Consider the following 15,389-nt stretch of genomic DNA (forward strand, 5'->3'; position numbering starts at 1 on the left):
TGTAACCATGGCCGAAACTTTTCCAAATATTCGTATGCGTCGCATGCGCCGTCATACCTTTACCCGTGATTTGATGGCGGAACACCAGCTAAATGCTAAAGATCTTATTTATCCTGTTTTCGTTTTAGAAGGTCAAAATCAACGTGAGAGCATTGCATCAATGCCCGGCGTGGAGCGCTTGTCGATTGATCTACTGGTAGAGGAAGCGAAAGGGTTATATGCCCTTGGCATTCCAGCACTGGCGTTATTTCCCGTTACTCCCCTTGAGCAGAAAACTGAATGTGCGAGTGAAGCTTTTAACCCTGACGGTTTGGCTCAACGAGCCGTAAGAGCTCTTAAAAACGCACTACCAGATATGGGTGTTATCACTGACGTAGCACTTGACCCGTTCACATCACACGGCCAAGACGGGTTACTAAATGATGATGGTTATGTCTTAAACGATGAAACCATCGAAGTATTAATTAAACAAGCATTGTCTCATGCCCAGGCAGGTGCCGATATTGTTGCGCCATCCGATATGATGGACGGACGCATAGGTGCTATTCGTCAGGCACTTGAGAGTCATGGTTTTATCAATACATGCATCATGGCTTATTCCGCTAAGTATGCTTCCCACTATTACGGACCGTTTCGTGATGCAGTCGGCTCTGCAGGCAATATCAAAGGCGGCAATAAAAAAAGTTACCAAATGGATCCCGCTAATTCTAATGAAGCGATACGGGAAATTGCGTTAGACATAGCGGAAGGTGCCGATATGGTAATGGTTAAACCTGGTATGCCTTACTTAGATATTGTGCGTCGCTGCAAAGACGAATTTGCGGTACCGACTTTTGCTTACCAAGTCAGTGGTGAATATGCCATGCACAAGGCGGCATTTTTGCAAGGTTGGCTAGACGAAGAAGCAGTGATTATGGAATCATTATTGGCCTTTAAGCGCGCAGGCGCAGACGGTATTCTGACCTATTTCGCCAAACAGGCTGCGCAGATTTTGGCGCGAGATAAGTGAGCTAGATTTGACTTGTAGTTAGCTGAAAGATTAATGGCAGGATGTACTGTGCGCTGGCAAATTTGCCGGCGTTTACCTTCTTATGGTCTTAACCTTACTCCCGTTACTCGCAGGTTAAATGCCAGCCCATTTTATGCTGTTGAAACTTTTCGTTGGCCAACTCAGCATCAATCAAAGGATGCGCTTTAAGCCATTTTGCAGGAAAGACAAGATGCCAGTCATCGCCATCAACGTCTAACCGAAAAACGGGTAACAAGTTATCTTTGCGACGAATGGATAAAATACACGCTAGGCGTAATACCCGCACAAGACTGCGCATAACGTCGCGTACTTCACTGTGATTTTGTTTAAATAGGTCAGGACATATCTGCTGACGGTGATTCAACACTAAGGTTTTTATCCCGTCACGCTGTAAATTGGTAAACCCCACCATTGGCACATAACCTAAAATATACGCACCGTGTTTATGATGTAGCTTGTACTCTATATGCAAGCCTGTTTCGTGCAGCATAGCAGCTGCCGTCAACATTGCTTCACCATCAACGCCACTCACATCCACTTGCTCACTAAGCTGATGAAATAACAGTAACGCCACGTCTTTGACTCTTTGAGCTTGCTCACTGTCAATATGGAAATGCTGCATATGCTGATGAATAGTTTGCATGCGGCGATCGTTTTGCTGCATGTTTTCAAGCATGCCGTAGATCAGTCCTTCACGCAGTGCCCCGCCAGATATTTGCATATCTTTAATGTTAAGAGATTCGAACAAGGCAATAAGAATCGCTAAACCACTGGGGAAAATAATCCGCCGGGACTCTTCAAGCCCATCGATAATAAGGTTATCTAAGGTTGCACAATCGATACATTGTTGACGCAAATTATATAAATAATCGAGTCTAATCGCGTCACTTATACCTAGGGCGACTAATATTTCGGTAATCGCCTGTGGTGTGCCTGAAGCCCCCAAACATTGCTGCCAGTCAAAGTTAATAAATTTATCTGCTACGCCATCTACTAGCACTTTAGCGGCCTGAATCGCATTATCAAAGTTGGTTTCGCTGAGTATGTCATCCACAAAGTAACGTTCTTTAAACGTTACACAACCCATGTTCAAACTAACGAGGTTAATGGGATCCATATCATTACCGATTATGATTTCAGTACTCGCCCCGCCTATATCAATAACAAGAGAATTGCCTTGATTAGCAGAGGTGTAAGCCACTCCCAAATAAATTTGACGTGCTTCTTCTTCGCCACTAATAACAGTTAGTTTGTGCTTGAGGATTTTTTCAGCTTTGCTGGTAAAGACGTGAGCATTTTTTGCTAATCGCAGTGTGGCCGTTGCCACCACACGAATATTATCTTTAGGGATATCTTGCAGACGCTCGGCGAAGGTTTCGAGGCAGCTCCAGCCGCGCTCTAAACTTTCAGCGTCGAGTATCATGTCATCGCCTAACCCTGAGGCTAGACGGACTTTTTGCTTAACTTTACCGATGATTTGTACATTACCCGCTACGACCCGAACGATAACCAAATGGAAGCTGTTTGAGCCTAAATCAACGGCTGCATATAACTCCTCAGGATGGCTCTGGGGCAAGCGGGTAGATGTAATCATGGCTTCCTACGGTTACGCGAACTCGATTGACGCTTCTGTGGGCTGCGGCCATTTTGCATACGCTTTTTATGGCGCGGCTTAGGTGCCTCAACATCACGAAGAAGTGCATCCGGTTTGTATTCTGTTACTGGAATAGCATGTTCGATGTAAGTTTCAATCGCAGGTAAATTCAGCGCATAGCGTTCACACGCGAAGCTAATTGAACTACCACTTTGACCCGCGCGACCGGTACGGCCGATACGATGTACGTAATCTTCTGCATCGTCAGGTAAGTCAAAGTTAAATACGTGGCTCACCATAGGAATGTGTAATCCACGAGCAGCCACGTCGGTAGCCACTAGCACGTCTAATTTGCCTGAGGTGAAATCCTCAAGAATTTTTAAACGCTTATTCTGCGGAACATCACCGCTTAATAAACCCACGCGATGTCCGTCAGCTTGTAACCAATCAGATACTTTCTCGCAGCTGTGCTTGGTATTGGCGAAAACAATGGCTTTATCTGGCCACTCTTCTTCCATCAAGCTTAGCAATAAAGCAATTTTATCTTCATCAGAAGGATAAAATAGCTCTTCTTTGATACGTGTACCGGTTTTGCGCTCAGGCTCAACTTGCACGTGCGTAGGATTATTCATATGTTCATAAGCGAGCTCTTGTACTCGATACGACAATGTCGCCGAGAACAACATGCTTAAACGCTCTGTTGGCTGAGGCATACGATTGAAAAGATAACGAATATCTTTAATAAAGCCTAAATCAAACATGCGATCAGCTTCATCAAGTACTGCTACTTGAATACCAGCCAATGAAAAGATGTTCTGTTTGTAGTAGTCAATGATCCTGCCAGTAGTGCCGATAATAATATCTACACCTTCTTGCAGTTTTTCCCGTTGACTTTGATAACCCTCGCCCCCATAAATCAATCCGAGAGACAAACCAGTGTGTTGACTTAGCAATTCTGCATCGTTAAAGATCTGAACTGCCAACTCTCTGGTTGGCGCCATAATAATGGCTCTTGGTTGTTTTTTAGTGGGCTGCGGGTTACTTAGCAAGTAATGAAAAGTTGCCACCAAGAACGCGATAGTTTTACCGGTTCCGGTTTGCGCTTGACCTGCTATGTCATGCCCTTCTAATAAAGGGGGCAAGCTTAACGCTTGTATGGGCGTGCAGTGACTAAAGTTTGCGGCGGATAACGCCTTAACGACTTGCTCATTAATTGGCAAGTCCGCGAAATGTGTTTCGGTTAAATGAGTTGTTTGCATAGCTTATAGCTTATCAGTGCTTGCATTAAAAAACAGTTTCTATATAACAATCACGATCACGCTGAATTACATCGGCGCTAGAATTAATGACGGAGAAAAGAATGAGCGACAAAATTATCCAATTATCGGACGATAGTTTCGAGGCAGATGTTATCAATGCGACTGGTCCTGTACTGGTTGACTTCTGGGCGGAATGGTGCGGTCCGTGTAAGATGATTGCGCCAATTTTGCATGAAATTGCTGACGAATTCGATGGCAAGTTAACAGTTGGCAAGCTAAATGTCGATGAAAATAACGAAACACCGCCTAAGTACGGTATTCGTGGTATCCCGACTTTACTTTTATTCAAAGGCGGTAATGTAGCTGCGACTAAAGTAGGCGCGCTATCTAAGGGCCAATTAGAAGAATTTCTTAACGAAAATATCTAATAATAGGTACTGAAATTAAGCCCGATTACGTCGGGCTTTTTTATACTTTGCGCAAACCATGTTCAATGTACGACGATTAAAAGCACTATTTTCACTAGACGTACTGTAATTTTGGTGCTAAATTTTCACTGTTCTCACCTGAACAGACCTGTATTTTCGTACCAATCAAAGATTTTAAAAGTAATTAACTTTGAACCATTCAATCAATTTTTGCTGTTACAGCAAATTTTTCAAGCATAAAAAGACCCACCAATATGAACCTAACGGAACTCAAGAATAAACCAATCAGCGAGCTGGTTGCACTGGCCGAGAAAATGGGCCTAGAGAATATGGCCCGCGCGCGTAAGCAAGACATCATATTTTCGATATTAAAAACCCACGCTAAAGGCGGGGAAGATATTTTCGGCGACGGCGTATTAGAAATCCTTCAAGACGGCTTTGGATTCTTGCGTTCTAATGACGCATCGTATTTAGCGGGTCCTGATGATATTTATGTATCACCTAGCCAAATTCGTCGCTTTAACTTACGCACTGGCGATACTATTTCAGGCAAAATTCGCCCACCTAAAGACAGCGAGCGTTACTTCGCTCTGTTAAAGATAAGCGAAGTTAATTTTGACCGCCCAGAAAATGCGCGTAATAAAATATTATTCGAAAACTTAACGCCACTGCATGCCAATGAGCGTTTAATCATGGAACGCGGAAATGGCAGTACAGAAGACATTACTGCGCGTGTACTTGATTTAGCAGCACCTATCGGACGTGGTCAGCGTGGTCTTATCGTCGCTCCACCGAAAGCCGGTAAAACCTTATTACTGCAAAACATTGCTCAGTCTATCGCTGCCAATCATCCAGAATGTTTGTTGATGGTGTTACTGATTGATGAACGCCCAGAAGAAGTCACCGAGATGCAACGCCTTGTGCAAGGTGAAGTTATTGCCTCTACATTCGATGAGCCAGCTAGTCGTCACGTACAAGTGGCCGAAATGGTTATCGAAAAAGCCAAACGCTTGGTTGAGCACAAGAAAGATGTGGTTATCTTACTTGATTCAATTACCCGTTTAGCCCGTGCTTACAACACCGTTATCCCGTCATCAGGTAAAGTATTAACCGGTGGTGTGGATGCAAACGCATTGCACAAACCAAAACGTTTCTTTGGTGCTGCACGTAACATCGAAGAAGGCGGCAGTTTAACGATTATCGCTACAGCGCTTATCGATACCGGCTCTAAAATGGATGAAGTTATCTACGAAGAGTTTAAAGGTACTGGTAACATGGAATTACACCTAAACCGCAAAATCGCGGAGAAACGTGTCTTCCCAGCTATCGATTACAACCGCTCTGGTACACGTCGAGAAGAATTATTGACTACTCAAGATGAATTACAAAAGATGTGGATCTTGCGTAAAATCGTCCATGAGATGTCGGAAATCGACGCGATGGAATTCCTTATTGGCAAGCTGTCTATGACTAAAACCAATGACGAATTCTTCACTGCGATGCGTAAGCAAAGAAGCTAAGCATCTAGCAAAAATTGCATTACAAAATCCGCTGTTGGCTTGCCCACAGCGGATTTTTTGTTTTGCGCTTGGTCTATTTCAAATCACCAAGGGCAAAGCACTTGAGCATGAGCTATTTTATGCTCAATCATTGCTGGATTAACGCACAAACGGGACTCGCTCCGTGATTTGGGCTACAATTCGTTTCCAAAATTTTATGGTCAACAATATCTTGATTGTTAGGGCGATATTTTAAGTGCTGATTCAAGTGTGTTGATACCTTTTAAGCCGATGTTAAGTGAGAGTGAAAATGCCTCAAGTTGCGATTGTTATGGGATCCAAGTCTGATTGGCCCACTATGGCCCAAGCGGCAAAAATGTTAGATGCGTTAGGTGTGAGTTATCATGCACAAGTAGTATCCGCTCATCGCACCCCCGCTCTGTTAACTGAATTCTCAGAAAGCGCTGCCGACAAAGGCTATCAAGTGATTATTGGTGGCGCAGGTGGCGCAGCACACTTACCCGGTATGATAGCCGCACACACTCACCTACCTGTGTTTGGTGTACCCGTGCGCTCAAGCCAGTTGAGTGGTGTTGATTCCTTATATTCAATCGTACAAATGCCTAAGGGCGTGGCGGTTGGTACATTAGCCATTGGAGAAGCAGGCGCAGCTAATGCAGGCTTGTTGGCCGCACAAGTCATTGCCCTGCAAGATACGACCGTACGCGATGCCATCATTCAGTTTAGACAAAAGCAAACTGCTGACGTGCTTGCCCAGCCCCCATTGGAATTGCCTGAATGAATGTTCTGATCTTAGGCTCAGGCCAATTAGCCAGAATGATGGCGTTAGCGGGCGTGCCCCTTGGTATTGAGGTACGTGCGGTCGACGTGAGCAATCTCAAAGTGGTCAACCCGATAGATAAACAGGTGCTAAACATACACCTTGAAACCGCGATTGAAGCCGCCGATGCTATTTCAGCGGAATTCGAACATATTCCCGAAGCCCTTCTTGAGCAAGTAAACCGCAGTGGTAAGCTGATGCCCAGTATCGAAGCCATCGCCGCGGGTGCTGATCGAGTTAAAGAAAAAGCCTTATTAGATAAACTAAATATTGCCAATTGTCCCTACGTGATTGTTGATAACGTCGCCCAACTAGATCAAGCCGTTGAAACTCTCGGCGAAAAGCTGATTATTAAGTCAAGCCGAGACGGTTACGACGGTTACGGTCAGTGGCGTTTATCCAGTAAAGACCAGTTACCTGAAATCAAACAGGCATTGGCTGAACTGGATCTTAAAAAAGTCCCATTAGTCGTTGAAAAGATGCTCAACTTTGAACGTGAAGTGTCGTTAGTGGGTGTCCGCGGTAAAAATGGCCAACTTGCCTTTTATCCTTTAGTTGAAAACCTCCATCATCAGGGACAATTACACACGTGTGTGGCCCCTGCCCCAGCCATCACGCCGGCATTAGCCGCTCAAGCCACTGAGATATTCAGCGCACTTGCCAACGAGCTAAATTATATTGGCGTATTAGCGGTAGAGTTCTTTCAGATGGGCGACACCTTGCTAGTCAATGAAATTGCCCCACGGGTGCATAACTCTGGGCACTGGAGCATACAAGGCGCGGATACCTGTCAATTTGAGAATCACTTACGGGCAATTTGTGAATTACCGTTAGGCTCGACACAGGTACTTGCTCCCAGTGTGATGCTTAACGTGATTGGCTGCGACTTACCGTCTAAAGAAATGCTCAGCGTGCCTAGAACGCATTTACACGGTTATATGAAGACTCCACGCGCCAAGCGCAAAATGGGTCATATCAATATCACCGGAAATGACTACGCTGAACTAGGCGAAGCAATGCAGAAACTGCAAAAGTGGCTGCCGGAAAGTTATTTCCCGACACTAAATAGCGAAGCAGAGCGTCTTTTACAGATAAAATAATAACTTTTTGTTGACAACAAAAGTGGAATCAATAGAATGTCGCCTCGCTCTAGCACACAGCTGCCTAGAGCGGGAATCTAGTGTGCCGACTTAGCTCAGTTGGTAGAGCAACTGACTTGTAATCAGTAGGTCACCAGTTCGACTCCGGTAGTCGGCACCATTTCCCTTCTTTGTGTTAACTTCCCTTTTTTATGCCGTACGGGCTCTCTTCTGCTAATCGTGTGGCGAACTTCATGACTTTCAGTCATTGATTTACTGCGTAAACTCATGTGCGATGCTGATGCTATCCCTATAGACAACTCCCGCTTAGCCTTTGATGTTCCACTAATCATGAGTCGAAAAGAAATGCGCTTGATTTAGCTGGCTGCCAAGAGCTTGCATGATGCTAACTCGGTCTACTTAATGACTGAGTTCCATTGGGTTGTGCATGGCGAGGAATTCTTCTGGCGGCAGTGGTTTGGCAAGGGCAAGAATATATACGACCCGCTCTTTCACTGCGCCCTCAGCATGCAGCACCTTGGCAGGGATCACAATTTTATCTCCTGCTTTAACGTGCGTTCGAATACCGCTTTTGGCATCCAAGAAGTCGGTTTCACCTTCCATGATATAAGCGTGTACTTCTTCTGCATGCCAATGCTCATGAAGCCCTTCAGACGGCCCAGACACAAATGTTGTCGGCCATGTATTGTTTTGTATTACGTCGTTAAGTACATCCGCTGTGGAGTTGAAAAAGTCAGTATAAAATCGCAAGCTCATCGTATTTTCCCTAAAAGTTGAAACGTATATGACAGACAACCAAGCCATTGCATTTAATTGAGATTAACCATTGTTGCTCGTTTGATAAACCCATCTATACTCATGACTTTAGTGTACAGAGTGCATGAATCGATTTTGAATCTGTACGAGTATTTGTAGATGTTATGTAGCGTGGTAGTTTTGCTGGGGTTTCACGTCAACGAAACGTAGACCCGTCGTCTATTTCCCGCTCTGTTGCGAGCTTAGAATCTCAGCTGGGCTTTCGGCTTTTCCAAAGGACCACCCGAAAGCTTTCGCCTTCCGAAGCGGGCAAAGAGTCTTGGCGCCGATTTTGCCAGAATTTCGCGCTTTGTACCCCGACCTCACGCTCGAACTATTATTAATGGACAGCCATGTGGATCTCGTTAAGGAGCAAATTGATGTTGCTATCCGGTTCGGGCAACGACCTGTGGGAGATTTCATTTCACATAAATTGGTTTCAAGGCGATTTCATGTCTGTGCGAGTCCTATGTATATTAAAACGCACTGTCAGCCAAAAGATCCTACTGCTTTGAGTGAGCTTGATTGTCTTTTGTTTTCGATGCCTGGGTATTGCAGCACATGGAAGTTTCGCAAAAAACACAATAATACGTTGGATGTGCCTGTCAGCGGTCATTTACTGATTTCCCATGGGCTCACCATGACAGCTTGTACTGTGGCCGGCCTTGGTCCTGCTCTTCTACCCGACTGGCTTTGCCAAGATGAAATACATAGCGGGTTGCTTGTCGATTTGTTTCCTGATTATGAATGCGCAGCAACTGATTTTGATACCGCCGCATGGTTGGTCTATCAAAGTCGCTCACATTTACCATCAAAAGTACGGGTATTTGTTTGTAAGACAGAAATTAACGGGACAGTCATGCTAAAACCCTCTTGATAACTGACTATCTATTTGAGAGGTGCAAAATTATTGTGACAGTGAATTGTCGGATTTGAACGTATTAATACCGTGATATATAGGCAAAAAAACACCTACCGTATTGGTAGGTGTTTTTTGATGATCACCTTTGTTAGATGACGACTGAATTGTTTATCAATCCGAATACGCTAAGCGATTGAATTTTTGCTGCTGGTAATCGGCATCACCGAAAGTGGTGTTGATTATCATCAGGCGCTTCACGTAATGGCCCACATCTAGCTCATCAGTTAGGCCCATGCCACCGTGTAATTGGATGGCTTCATCACCAATCAGTTTTCCGTTTCGGCCTATCATCACTTTTAATGCGGCGATGTTTTTAGCTAAATCATCTGCACCACTTTCCGCTGCGCATACCGCGCGATATAAAATAGACTTGGCTTGCTCGCCCGCCATAAACATATCGACCATACGATGTTGCAACGCTTGAAAGCTACTGATCGCCACGCCGAATTGCTGACGGGTTTTAGTATATTCAATAGTGGTGGTATTTAATTTTTGCATAATACCCATCGCTTCTGCGCATAGGGCAATGGTCACGTCACTTACCACGGCATCTATCAGCTTGTAACCTTCGTCGACTGCACCGACAACTTGGCTAGCTGCTACGCGCACATCAGTGAGTTTGATGTTAGCGACTAACTGGCCGTCCATTAAACGGTAAGAAGTACGCTCTACGCCTGATGCATCTGCATCAATCAAAAATAAAGTGATACCCGCTTCATCGCATTGCTCGCCAGATGTTCTTGCAGAAACAATTACTTTGTTGGCTGCTGCGCCATTGAACACAACGGTTTTTTCGCCGTTGAGTACAAAGTCGTCACCGTCGCGCTTAGCTTGGGTTTTTACGTCAGCTAATTCAAAGCGGCTTTGACGTTCTACGTACGCAAACGCGCCCTGTAGTGAACCATCAATAATTTTTTCAATATAGGCATCTTTCAATGCTGCGTTGTCACTTTTGCTCAGCAAGCCACCGAACATCAAAACGGTCGCAATGAAGGGCTCAACCACCAGGCCCTTGCCCATTTCTTCCATTACCGCCATTACATCGGTTGCTCCGCCACCGAAACCGCCATAGGCTTCTTCAAACGGAATAGACAACCAGCCTAATTCAGCAAAGGTTTGCCAGTTTTTAGGGTTGAAGCCTAATGCGTTAGCGGCATTGCTGCGGCGGCTTTCAAAGTCATATTCGTCTTGCACAAAGCGCGCTACGCTGTCTTTGAGCATGTTTTGTTCTTCAGATAAATTAAAATTCATGATTAAAGACCCAATACGTATTTAGCGGTAATGTTTTTCTGCACTTCGTTTGATCCACCGTAAATAGTGGCGGCTCGTCCGTACATATATGCTTTTCTTGCGTCATGACCAAAGGCATGGCCGATGCTTTCAGCTGTTTCTTCACCGTGAATAATACCGCTGTAGTAACCTGCTAAGTCCATATACATTTGCTGTATGGCTTGTTGAATTTCAGTACCTTTAACTTTTAGTAACGATGATTCAACTCCCGGTCCTTTGCCGTCAGCGGTCGATGCTAATACGCGCAATTCGGTATACTCAAGCGCCATCAATTCAATTTCAGTATTCGATAAACGATTCTGGAACTGGGTGTCTTCAATAAGTGGGCGTCCTCCACTGATTTCTTCACTGAGTAGCTTACGCAAGTCACGTAATCGGCGTTTTGAGTCAGCTACTGCTGCGATAGAAGTACGCTCGTGAGCCAATAAGGCTTTTGCATAAGTCCAGCCTTTGTCTTGTTCGCCAATACGGTTAGCAACAGGTACACGGACGTTGTCGAACACCACTTCGTTTAGGCTATGGTGATCATCGATAGAAGAAATTTTATTGACCGTAATACCTGGGCTTTTCATATCAATTAGTAAGAAGCTAATGCCGTCTTGTCGCTTACCGGAAGAATCGGTACGTACTAAGCAGAAAATCCAATCGGCGTATTGGGCATAGGTAGTCCAAACCTTAGCACCGTTGACTATATAGTCATCACCATCTAATTCAGCTTTGGTTTTCAATGCCGCAAGATCTGAACCAGCGCCGGGTTCTGAGTAACCCTGACACCACCAATCTTCGCTTTTGAGAATGCGCGGTAAGAAGCGTTTTTTCTGTTCTTCGCTACCAAAGCCATAGATGACCGGTGCAACCATTTTTAGGCCAAATGGCACTACGTCTGGGGCGCCAGCTAATGAACGCTCTGTTTCAAAGATAAAGTTTTCTGTTACCGACCAGTTCACACCACCGTGTTCAACCGGCCAGCCTGGAGCCAACCACCCCTTGTCATTCAGTTTGTTCTGCCACTCAATTTGGGCAGCCTTAAACTCTTGGTCTTCACCACGAATTCTGGTGGCTAAATCTTGCGTCCAATTCTCAGACAAAAATGTGCGCACTTGGTCACGAAAGGCCAATTCCTCAGCCGAAAAGGTAATATCCACTTAATGTCTCCTCTTTCAATTGTTCATCTCGGGTATATTGCCCAAGTTAGTCACTACTGTACGCCCCTTCTTTCCTCTTGTACTTAGGGTAAAATGCCACATAATAAGGCATATGTGCCAAATAGCGTATGCGGAGTAGATTGAATGCCTGAAGCAAAATGGCGAGTGGCCTTACTGATTTTCAACGGAGCTTGGGCATCAACTGTATATGGCTCATTGGAGTTATTTCACAGCGCTAACTTACGCCAACCAGAAGATCAGCAGTTTCACTGCGACTTGATAAGTGCAAACAACGATCCGGTTCAGCTCTATGGTGGTCAGTCGATCCATGGTGATGTGGTCATCGGCGATCAAGCCTATGACCTCATCATGCTGGCACATTACTGGGGCGATTTCGAACAACTCACCATGCAATATCCTGGCATTCCCCCCTGGTTAGCCAAACAACACGCAAACGGGGCACGTATAGCAGGAGTCAATAGCGGTATATTTTGGGCCGCGGAGGCTGGCTTATTAAACGGGGGCCGAGCAACCACTTACTGGCGTCATTTGCGCGAGTTCGAGCAACGTTACCCTGATGTTCAATGGCAGGCCAACCAAGCGAGTGTTGAACATGCTGGCATCTACAGTTCGAACGGACAAAATGCTTCAATGGATTTAAGCATGCATCTATTAGAGAAGTTTTGTGGCCCCTCGATAGCGGCTAGCTTATCCAGAGACATTAGTTTTGATAGCCGGCGAACCTACGATTTAAACCTAATTAATATCGCTGGTTTTCGACAACACAGAGATGTGGGTATTCATCGGGCTCAGGATTGGCTAGATGAGCATTTCACTCAAAGTGTAGAGTTGCAGCATCTCGCCAAGAAAATAGGTATGAGCAAACGGACCTTTATCCGTCGATTTCAAAAGGCGACGGGAGAGTTGCCCTCTCGTTACCTACAGCGTTTACGCGTTGAGGCGGCTAAACACCGTTTGGGTAACACACAAGACAGCATTAAAACGATTGGTATGGGGGTGGGATATCGCGATATCAGTTCATTCTCAAAGGTATTTAAGTTGCTGACGGCGGTGACACCACGAGAGTTTCGCTCACGGCTTCGCCCAGCGGGTATTAGGAATATTTCAAAAGCCGATTAAAAATCCCTTCAATATCTTTTAGGTTGCGACACGGTTCAACACTGGAGCACCACGGTGAATACTGCGACATAATTGAATCGCCAGAATCCCAGCTATTACGTTGTTCTGGGTTAAGCCACAATACTCGCTTACTTTGGCGAAAAACCTTTTGCCAAATGTCTGTTCGACCGTCGCCTTGGTTATTGCGTGCATCACCTAACATAATAACCGTCGTTTTTTTATCAATACTCGCTAACGCTTGCATCTGAAAATCTGCCAAAGCCTTGCCATAATCCGTGGACAAGCCACCCCAGCGCTGCATTATTTCTTCTAACGCTAACTCAATATTTTCTTGCTCTAATAGCTTTGTTACTTCAATCATTTCAGAAGCAAACACAAAAGAACGGACTTTCGGCATCACGTCTTGTAGCGAGTAAAGAAACAATAAAAGAAAGCGCGCAACACGGCTTACCGAACCGCTGACATCACAGATAGCAATGATTTTAGGTCGTTCTACACGTGTTGCCTTCCAGCGGGTATGAAATAGTGCACCGTCAAAAGCCGCATTCGCAGCAATCGTTTTACGCACATCTAACAGGCCTCGCTTACGTGTTAGCCGTCGCCGACTATGCTGAGCTGCTAATTTGCGAGCAGAACGTTGCACCAAGCGTTGCATTAAAGCGTAATCGACATGTTCAACTTGACTTAATTTTGCCTGCTGCAGGTGATCTTCACGAAACTTGGTGCCCTTGTGTCGCGCAAAAATCAGGTATTGTTGTTCCACATAGTCTTTCACTTGCTCAAGCAAACGTGTTCGATACTCTATCAATTCGTGCTGGCTTTTTTTCTGCGCTGGACTATGAGCTTCTGCGCGAATTTCCGTGCTTAGGGCTTCGTCACCCAGGCGTTGCATTATTTTGTAGGCAAAGTGATTTTTTTGGGTAAAGAAAACGATAGACGATAAGTTCTCGGCCATAGCAGCCTGCGTAATCGCCAGACGCATATCTAGCTTTTGACTAAGTGATTGTCCTAACGCCGAGCTAGCAGTGAACTCGTCAGCGCGACTTGCTTGCTCATGTTCACCTATGCTCGCCTCGCTCTCGGTATCTGGTTCATCAGGCGCAAGCTTGTCGCTATCCGCTTGCTTAACCTTTTCAACGCCAGTGAAATATAAATCAAACAATTCGTCATAAATGACTTGGTCCGTGTTGCGTTTGACCAACGTTAACGCCAAAACAGTTTTGGTCGTTATGCGGTTTTCAACGCCTAGCAATTTAATAGCGTTGAGCGCATCCAGAGACTCCGCAGGCGAAACCGGCAACCCTGCTTCACGTAATGCTCCAATAAAGTCAGCAACAAAACGCACTTAAGATACTCGCTTCAACAAAGCAACAATTTCTGGCTCGACTAATTCGATATCATCTTGAAACTTCAATAATAAGTTCAAGGTTTCTTTTACCCAGTGGGGATCAAGGGTTTCAACATTGAGCAAAAGTAATGCCCTCGCCCAGTCAATGGTTTCACTTACCGCTGGAGATTTTTTTAAAGGCATATTTCTCAATTCGCCTATCAAAGCGACTATCTGCTCTCTTAGCTGTGTCTCTAATCCTTCCACTTGCGTTGCTAAAATACGACTTTCTAAAGCAGCATCAGGAAAAGGAATATATAGATGCAAACAACGACGCTTCAAGGCATCACCAAGCTCTCGAGTATTATTACTGGTGAGCATCACTATGGGTGTCGACTTTGCTTTGACCGTACCAATTTCTGGAATAGATACTTGATAATCCGATAATAATTCCAGCAGGAAAGCCTCAAATTCTTGATCAGCCTTGTCTATTTCATCAATCAATAACACCGCGCCGTCTTCACTTTGCAAGGCTTGCAATAAGGGCCTGGGCTCTAAAAAATCCTGTGAATAAAAGATATCGCCAAAATCGTGCAGCCGAGCGATAGATTCGTCTAACCCGCGAGCACCTCTTAGCACATCCCCCAGTTGTTCTTTAAGCACTTGGGTGTAAAGCAGTTGTTTGCCATATTTCCATTCATAAAGTGCTTTTGATTCATCAAGCCCCTCATAACACTGCATACGGATCAGCGGCGCATTTAGATAAGCAGCCGTGATCTTAGCCAATTCAGTTTTTCCTACACCGGGAGGACCTTCAATTAAGATAGGCTTCTGCAGGTGACAAGCCAGGTAAATTGCAGTCGCAACTGAGGGGCTGCATATGTAACCCAAGGCTTCGTATTGGCGTTGAATAATCTCTGGGGAGGCGATTTTCTCTTGGTGCTTTATGATCACAAATATCCGGCATTTTAGGGTGAATATTCAGCATTATTCGCCTATAGCCTGACTAAAAGCAAATC

14 protein-coding genes and 1 tRNA gene are annotated in these 15,389 nt (G+C 45.0%); 8 read left to right on the forward strand and 7 right to left on the reverse strand.

From position 1 onward, the window contains the following. The first annotated feature begins 7 nt into the window (after window positions 1-7). Window positions 8-1,009: a porphobilinogen synthase gene (gene hemB, locus GQS54_RS13150; RefSeq protein ID WP_166424444.1), complete on the forward strand. Its 1,002-nt coding sequence runs from the start codon at window positions 8-10 to the stop codon at window positions 1,007-1,009. A gap of 103 nt (window positions 1,010-1,112) precedes the next feature. Here the strand turns inward: hemB and GQS54_RS13155 are convergent, their stop codons facing one another. Beyond that, on the reverse strand, window positions 1,113-2,624 hold the full coding sequence (locus tag GQS54_RS13155; protein ID WP_166424445.1) for a guanosine-5'-triphosphate,3'-diphosphate pyrophosphatase: 1,512 nt from the start codon (window positions 2,622-2,624) through the stop codon (window positions 1,113-1,115). Further along, the gene (rhlB, locus tag GQS54_RS13160; RefSeq protein WP_166424446.1) at window positions 2,621-3,883 is read right to left on the reverse strand and encodes an ATP-dependent RNA helicase RhlB; all 1,263 of its coding nucleotides are present in this window, start codon (window positions 3,881-3,883) and stop codon (window positions 2,621-2,623) included. Before rhlB ends, GQS54_RS13155 begins: the two co-directional genes overlap by 4 nt. A gap of 101 nt (window positions 3,884-3,984) precedes the next feature. Here rhlB and trxA point away from each other — a divergent pair, with 101 nt between their 5' ends. The 5 genes from trxA to GQS54_RS13185 all read left to right on the forward strand — a co-directional run bounded on the left by trxA (window position 3,985) and on the right by GQS54_RS13185 (window position 7,911). Further along, a complete protein-coding gene (gene trxA / locus GQS54_RS13165) occupies window positions 3,985-4,311 on the forward strand; it encodes a thioredoxin TrxA (RefSeq protein WP_040514341.1) in 327 nt (108 codons plus the stop codon). Between the two features lie 254 nt (window positions 4,312-4,565). Continuing rightward, window positions 4,566-5,831 carry a transcription termination factor Rho gene (gene rho, locus GQS54_RS13170; protein WP_158768283.1) on the forward strand — a complete coding sequence of 422 codons (1,266 nt, stop codon included), beginning with the start codon at window positions 4,566-4,568 and terminating at the stop codon, window positions 5,829-5,831. A gap of 289 nt (window positions 5,832-6,120) precedes the next feature. After that, window positions 6,121-6,612, forward strand: a complete 492-nt coding sequence (gene purE, locus GQS54_RS13175) for a 5-(carboxyamino)imidazole ribonucleotide mutase (RefSeq protein ID WP_166424447.1) — start codon at window positions 6,121-6,123, stop codon at window positions 6,610-6,612. Beyond that, window positions 6,609-7,751, forward strand: a complete 1,143-nt coding sequence (locus tag GQS54_RS13180; RefSeq protein ID WP_166424448.1) for a 5-(carboxyamino)imidazole ribonucleotide synthase — start codon at window positions 6,609-6,611, stop codon at window positions 7,749-7,751. Before purE ends, GQS54_RS13180 begins: the two co-directional genes overlap by 4 nt. 84 nt (window positions 7,752-7,835) lie before the next feature. Beyond that, window positions 7,836-7,911 (forward strand) — tRNA-Thr (locus tag GQS54_RS13185). A gap of 239 nt (window positions 7,912-8,150) precedes the next feature. Here the strand turns inward: GQS54_RS13185 and GQS54_RS13190 are convergent. Beyond that, window positions 8,151-8,507: a hypothetical protein gene (locus GQS54_RS13190; protein WP_166424449.1), complete on the reverse strand. Its 357-nt coding sequence runs from the start codon at window positions 8,505-8,507 to the stop codon at window positions 8,151-8,153. Between the two features lie 331 nt (window positions 8,508-8,838). Between GQS54_RS13190 and GQS54_RS13195 the strand changes: the two genes are divergently transcribed. Continuing rightward, window positions 8,839-9,423, forward strand: coding sequence for a substrate binding domain-containing protein (locus tag GQS54_RS13195; RefSeq protein ID WP_205967759.1), 585 nt, complete (start codon window positions 8,839-8,841; stop codon window positions 9,421-9,423). Window positions 9,424-9,579: 156 nt separating this feature from the next. Here GQS54_RS13195 and GQS54_RS13200 read toward each other — a convergent pair whose 3' ends face one another. Next, the gene (locus GQS54_RS13200) at window positions 9,580-10,719 is read right to left on the reverse strand and encodes an acyl-CoA dehydrogenase family protein (RefSeq protein ID WP_166424450.1); all 1,140 of its coding nucleotides are present in this window, start codon (window positions 10,717-10,719) and stop codon (window positions 9,580-9,582) included. Window positions 10,720-10,721: 2 nt separating this feature from the next. Beyond that, window positions 10,722-11,903: an acyl-CoA dehydrogenase family protein gene (locus GQS54_RS13205; RefSeq protein ID WP_166424451.1), complete on the reverse strand. Its 1,182-nt coding sequence runs from the start codon at window positions 11,901-11,903 to the stop codon at window positions 10,722-10,724. A gap of 144 nt (window positions 11,904-12,047) precedes the next feature. Here GQS54_RS13205 and GQS54_RS13210 point away from each other — a divergent pair, with 144 nt between their 5' ends. Then, window positions 12,048-13,043: a helix-turn-helix domain-containing protein gene (locus GQS54_RS13210; protein ID WP_166424452.1), complete on the forward strand. Its 996-nt coding sequence runs from the start codon at window positions 12,048-12,050 to the stop codon at window positions 13,041-13,043. Here the strand turns inward: GQS54_RS13210 and GQS54_RS13215 are convergent. Beyond that, window positions 13,018-14,388 (reverse strand): VWA domain-containing protein, encoded by a 1,371-nt coding sequence (locus GQS54_RS13215; protein ID WP_166424453.1) that lies wholly within the window; start codon window positions 14,386-14,388, stop codon window positions 13,018-13,020. The two genes, GQS54_RS13210 and GQS54_RS13215, sit on opposite strands and share 26 nt — an antisense overlap. Next, entirely contained in the window at window positions 14,389-15,324 is a 936-nt protein-coding gene (locus GQS54_RS13220; protein ID WP_166424454.1) for a MoxR family ATPase, read from the reverse strand. Between the last annotated feature and the right edge of the window lie 65 nt (window positions 15,325-15,389).

It is taken from the genome of Paraglaciecola sp. 20A4, assembly GCF_011378905.1.
Classification (GTDB): domain Bacteria; phylum Pseudomonadota; class Gammaproteobacteria; order Enterobacterales; family Alteromonadaceae; genus Paraglaciecola.

What these genes read in the sequence shown, in the direction of transcription:
- hemB (WP_166424444.1), top strand. Translation starts at nt 8, where the DNA reads ATGGCCGAAACTTTTCCAAATATTCGTATGCGTCGCATGCGCCGTCAT.
- GQS54_RS13155 (WP_166424445.1), bottom strand. Translation starts at nt 2,624, where the DNA reads ATGATTACATCTACCCGCTTGCCCCAGAGCCATCCTGAGGAGTTATAT.
- rhlB (WP_166424446.1), bottom strand. Translation starts at nt 3,883, where the DNA reads ATGCAAACAACTCATTTAACCGAAACACATTTCGCGGACTTGCCAATT.
- trxA (WP_040514341.1), top strand. Translation starts at nt 3,985, where the DNA reads ATGAGCGACAAAATTATCCAATTATCGGACGATAGTTTCGAGGCAGAT.
- rho (WP_158768283.1), top strand. Translation starts at nt 4,566, where the DNA reads ATGAACCTAACGGAACTCAAGAATAAACCAATCAGCGAGCTGGTTGCA.
- purE (WP_166424447.1), top strand. Translation starts at nt 6,121, where the DNA reads ATGCCTCAAGTTGCGATTGTTATGGGATCCAAGTCTGATTGGCCCACT.
- GQS54_RS13180 (WP_166424448.1), top strand. Translation starts at nt 6,609, where the DNA reads ATGAATGTTCTGATCTTAGGCTCAGGCCAATTAGCCAGAATGATGGCG.
- GQS54_RS13190 (WP_166424449.1), bottom strand. Translation starts at nt 8,507, where the DNA reads ATGAGCTTGCGATTTTATACTGACTTTTTCAACTCCACAGCGGATGTA.
- GQS54_RS13200 (WP_166424450.1), bottom strand. Translation starts at nt 10,719, where the DNA reads ATGAATTTTAATTTATCTGAAGAACAAAACATGCTCAAAGACAGCGTA.
- GQS54_RS13210 (WP_166424452.1), top strand. Translation starts at nt 12,048, where the DNA reads ATGCCTGAAGCAAAATGGCGAGTGGCCTTACTGATTTTCAACGGAGCT.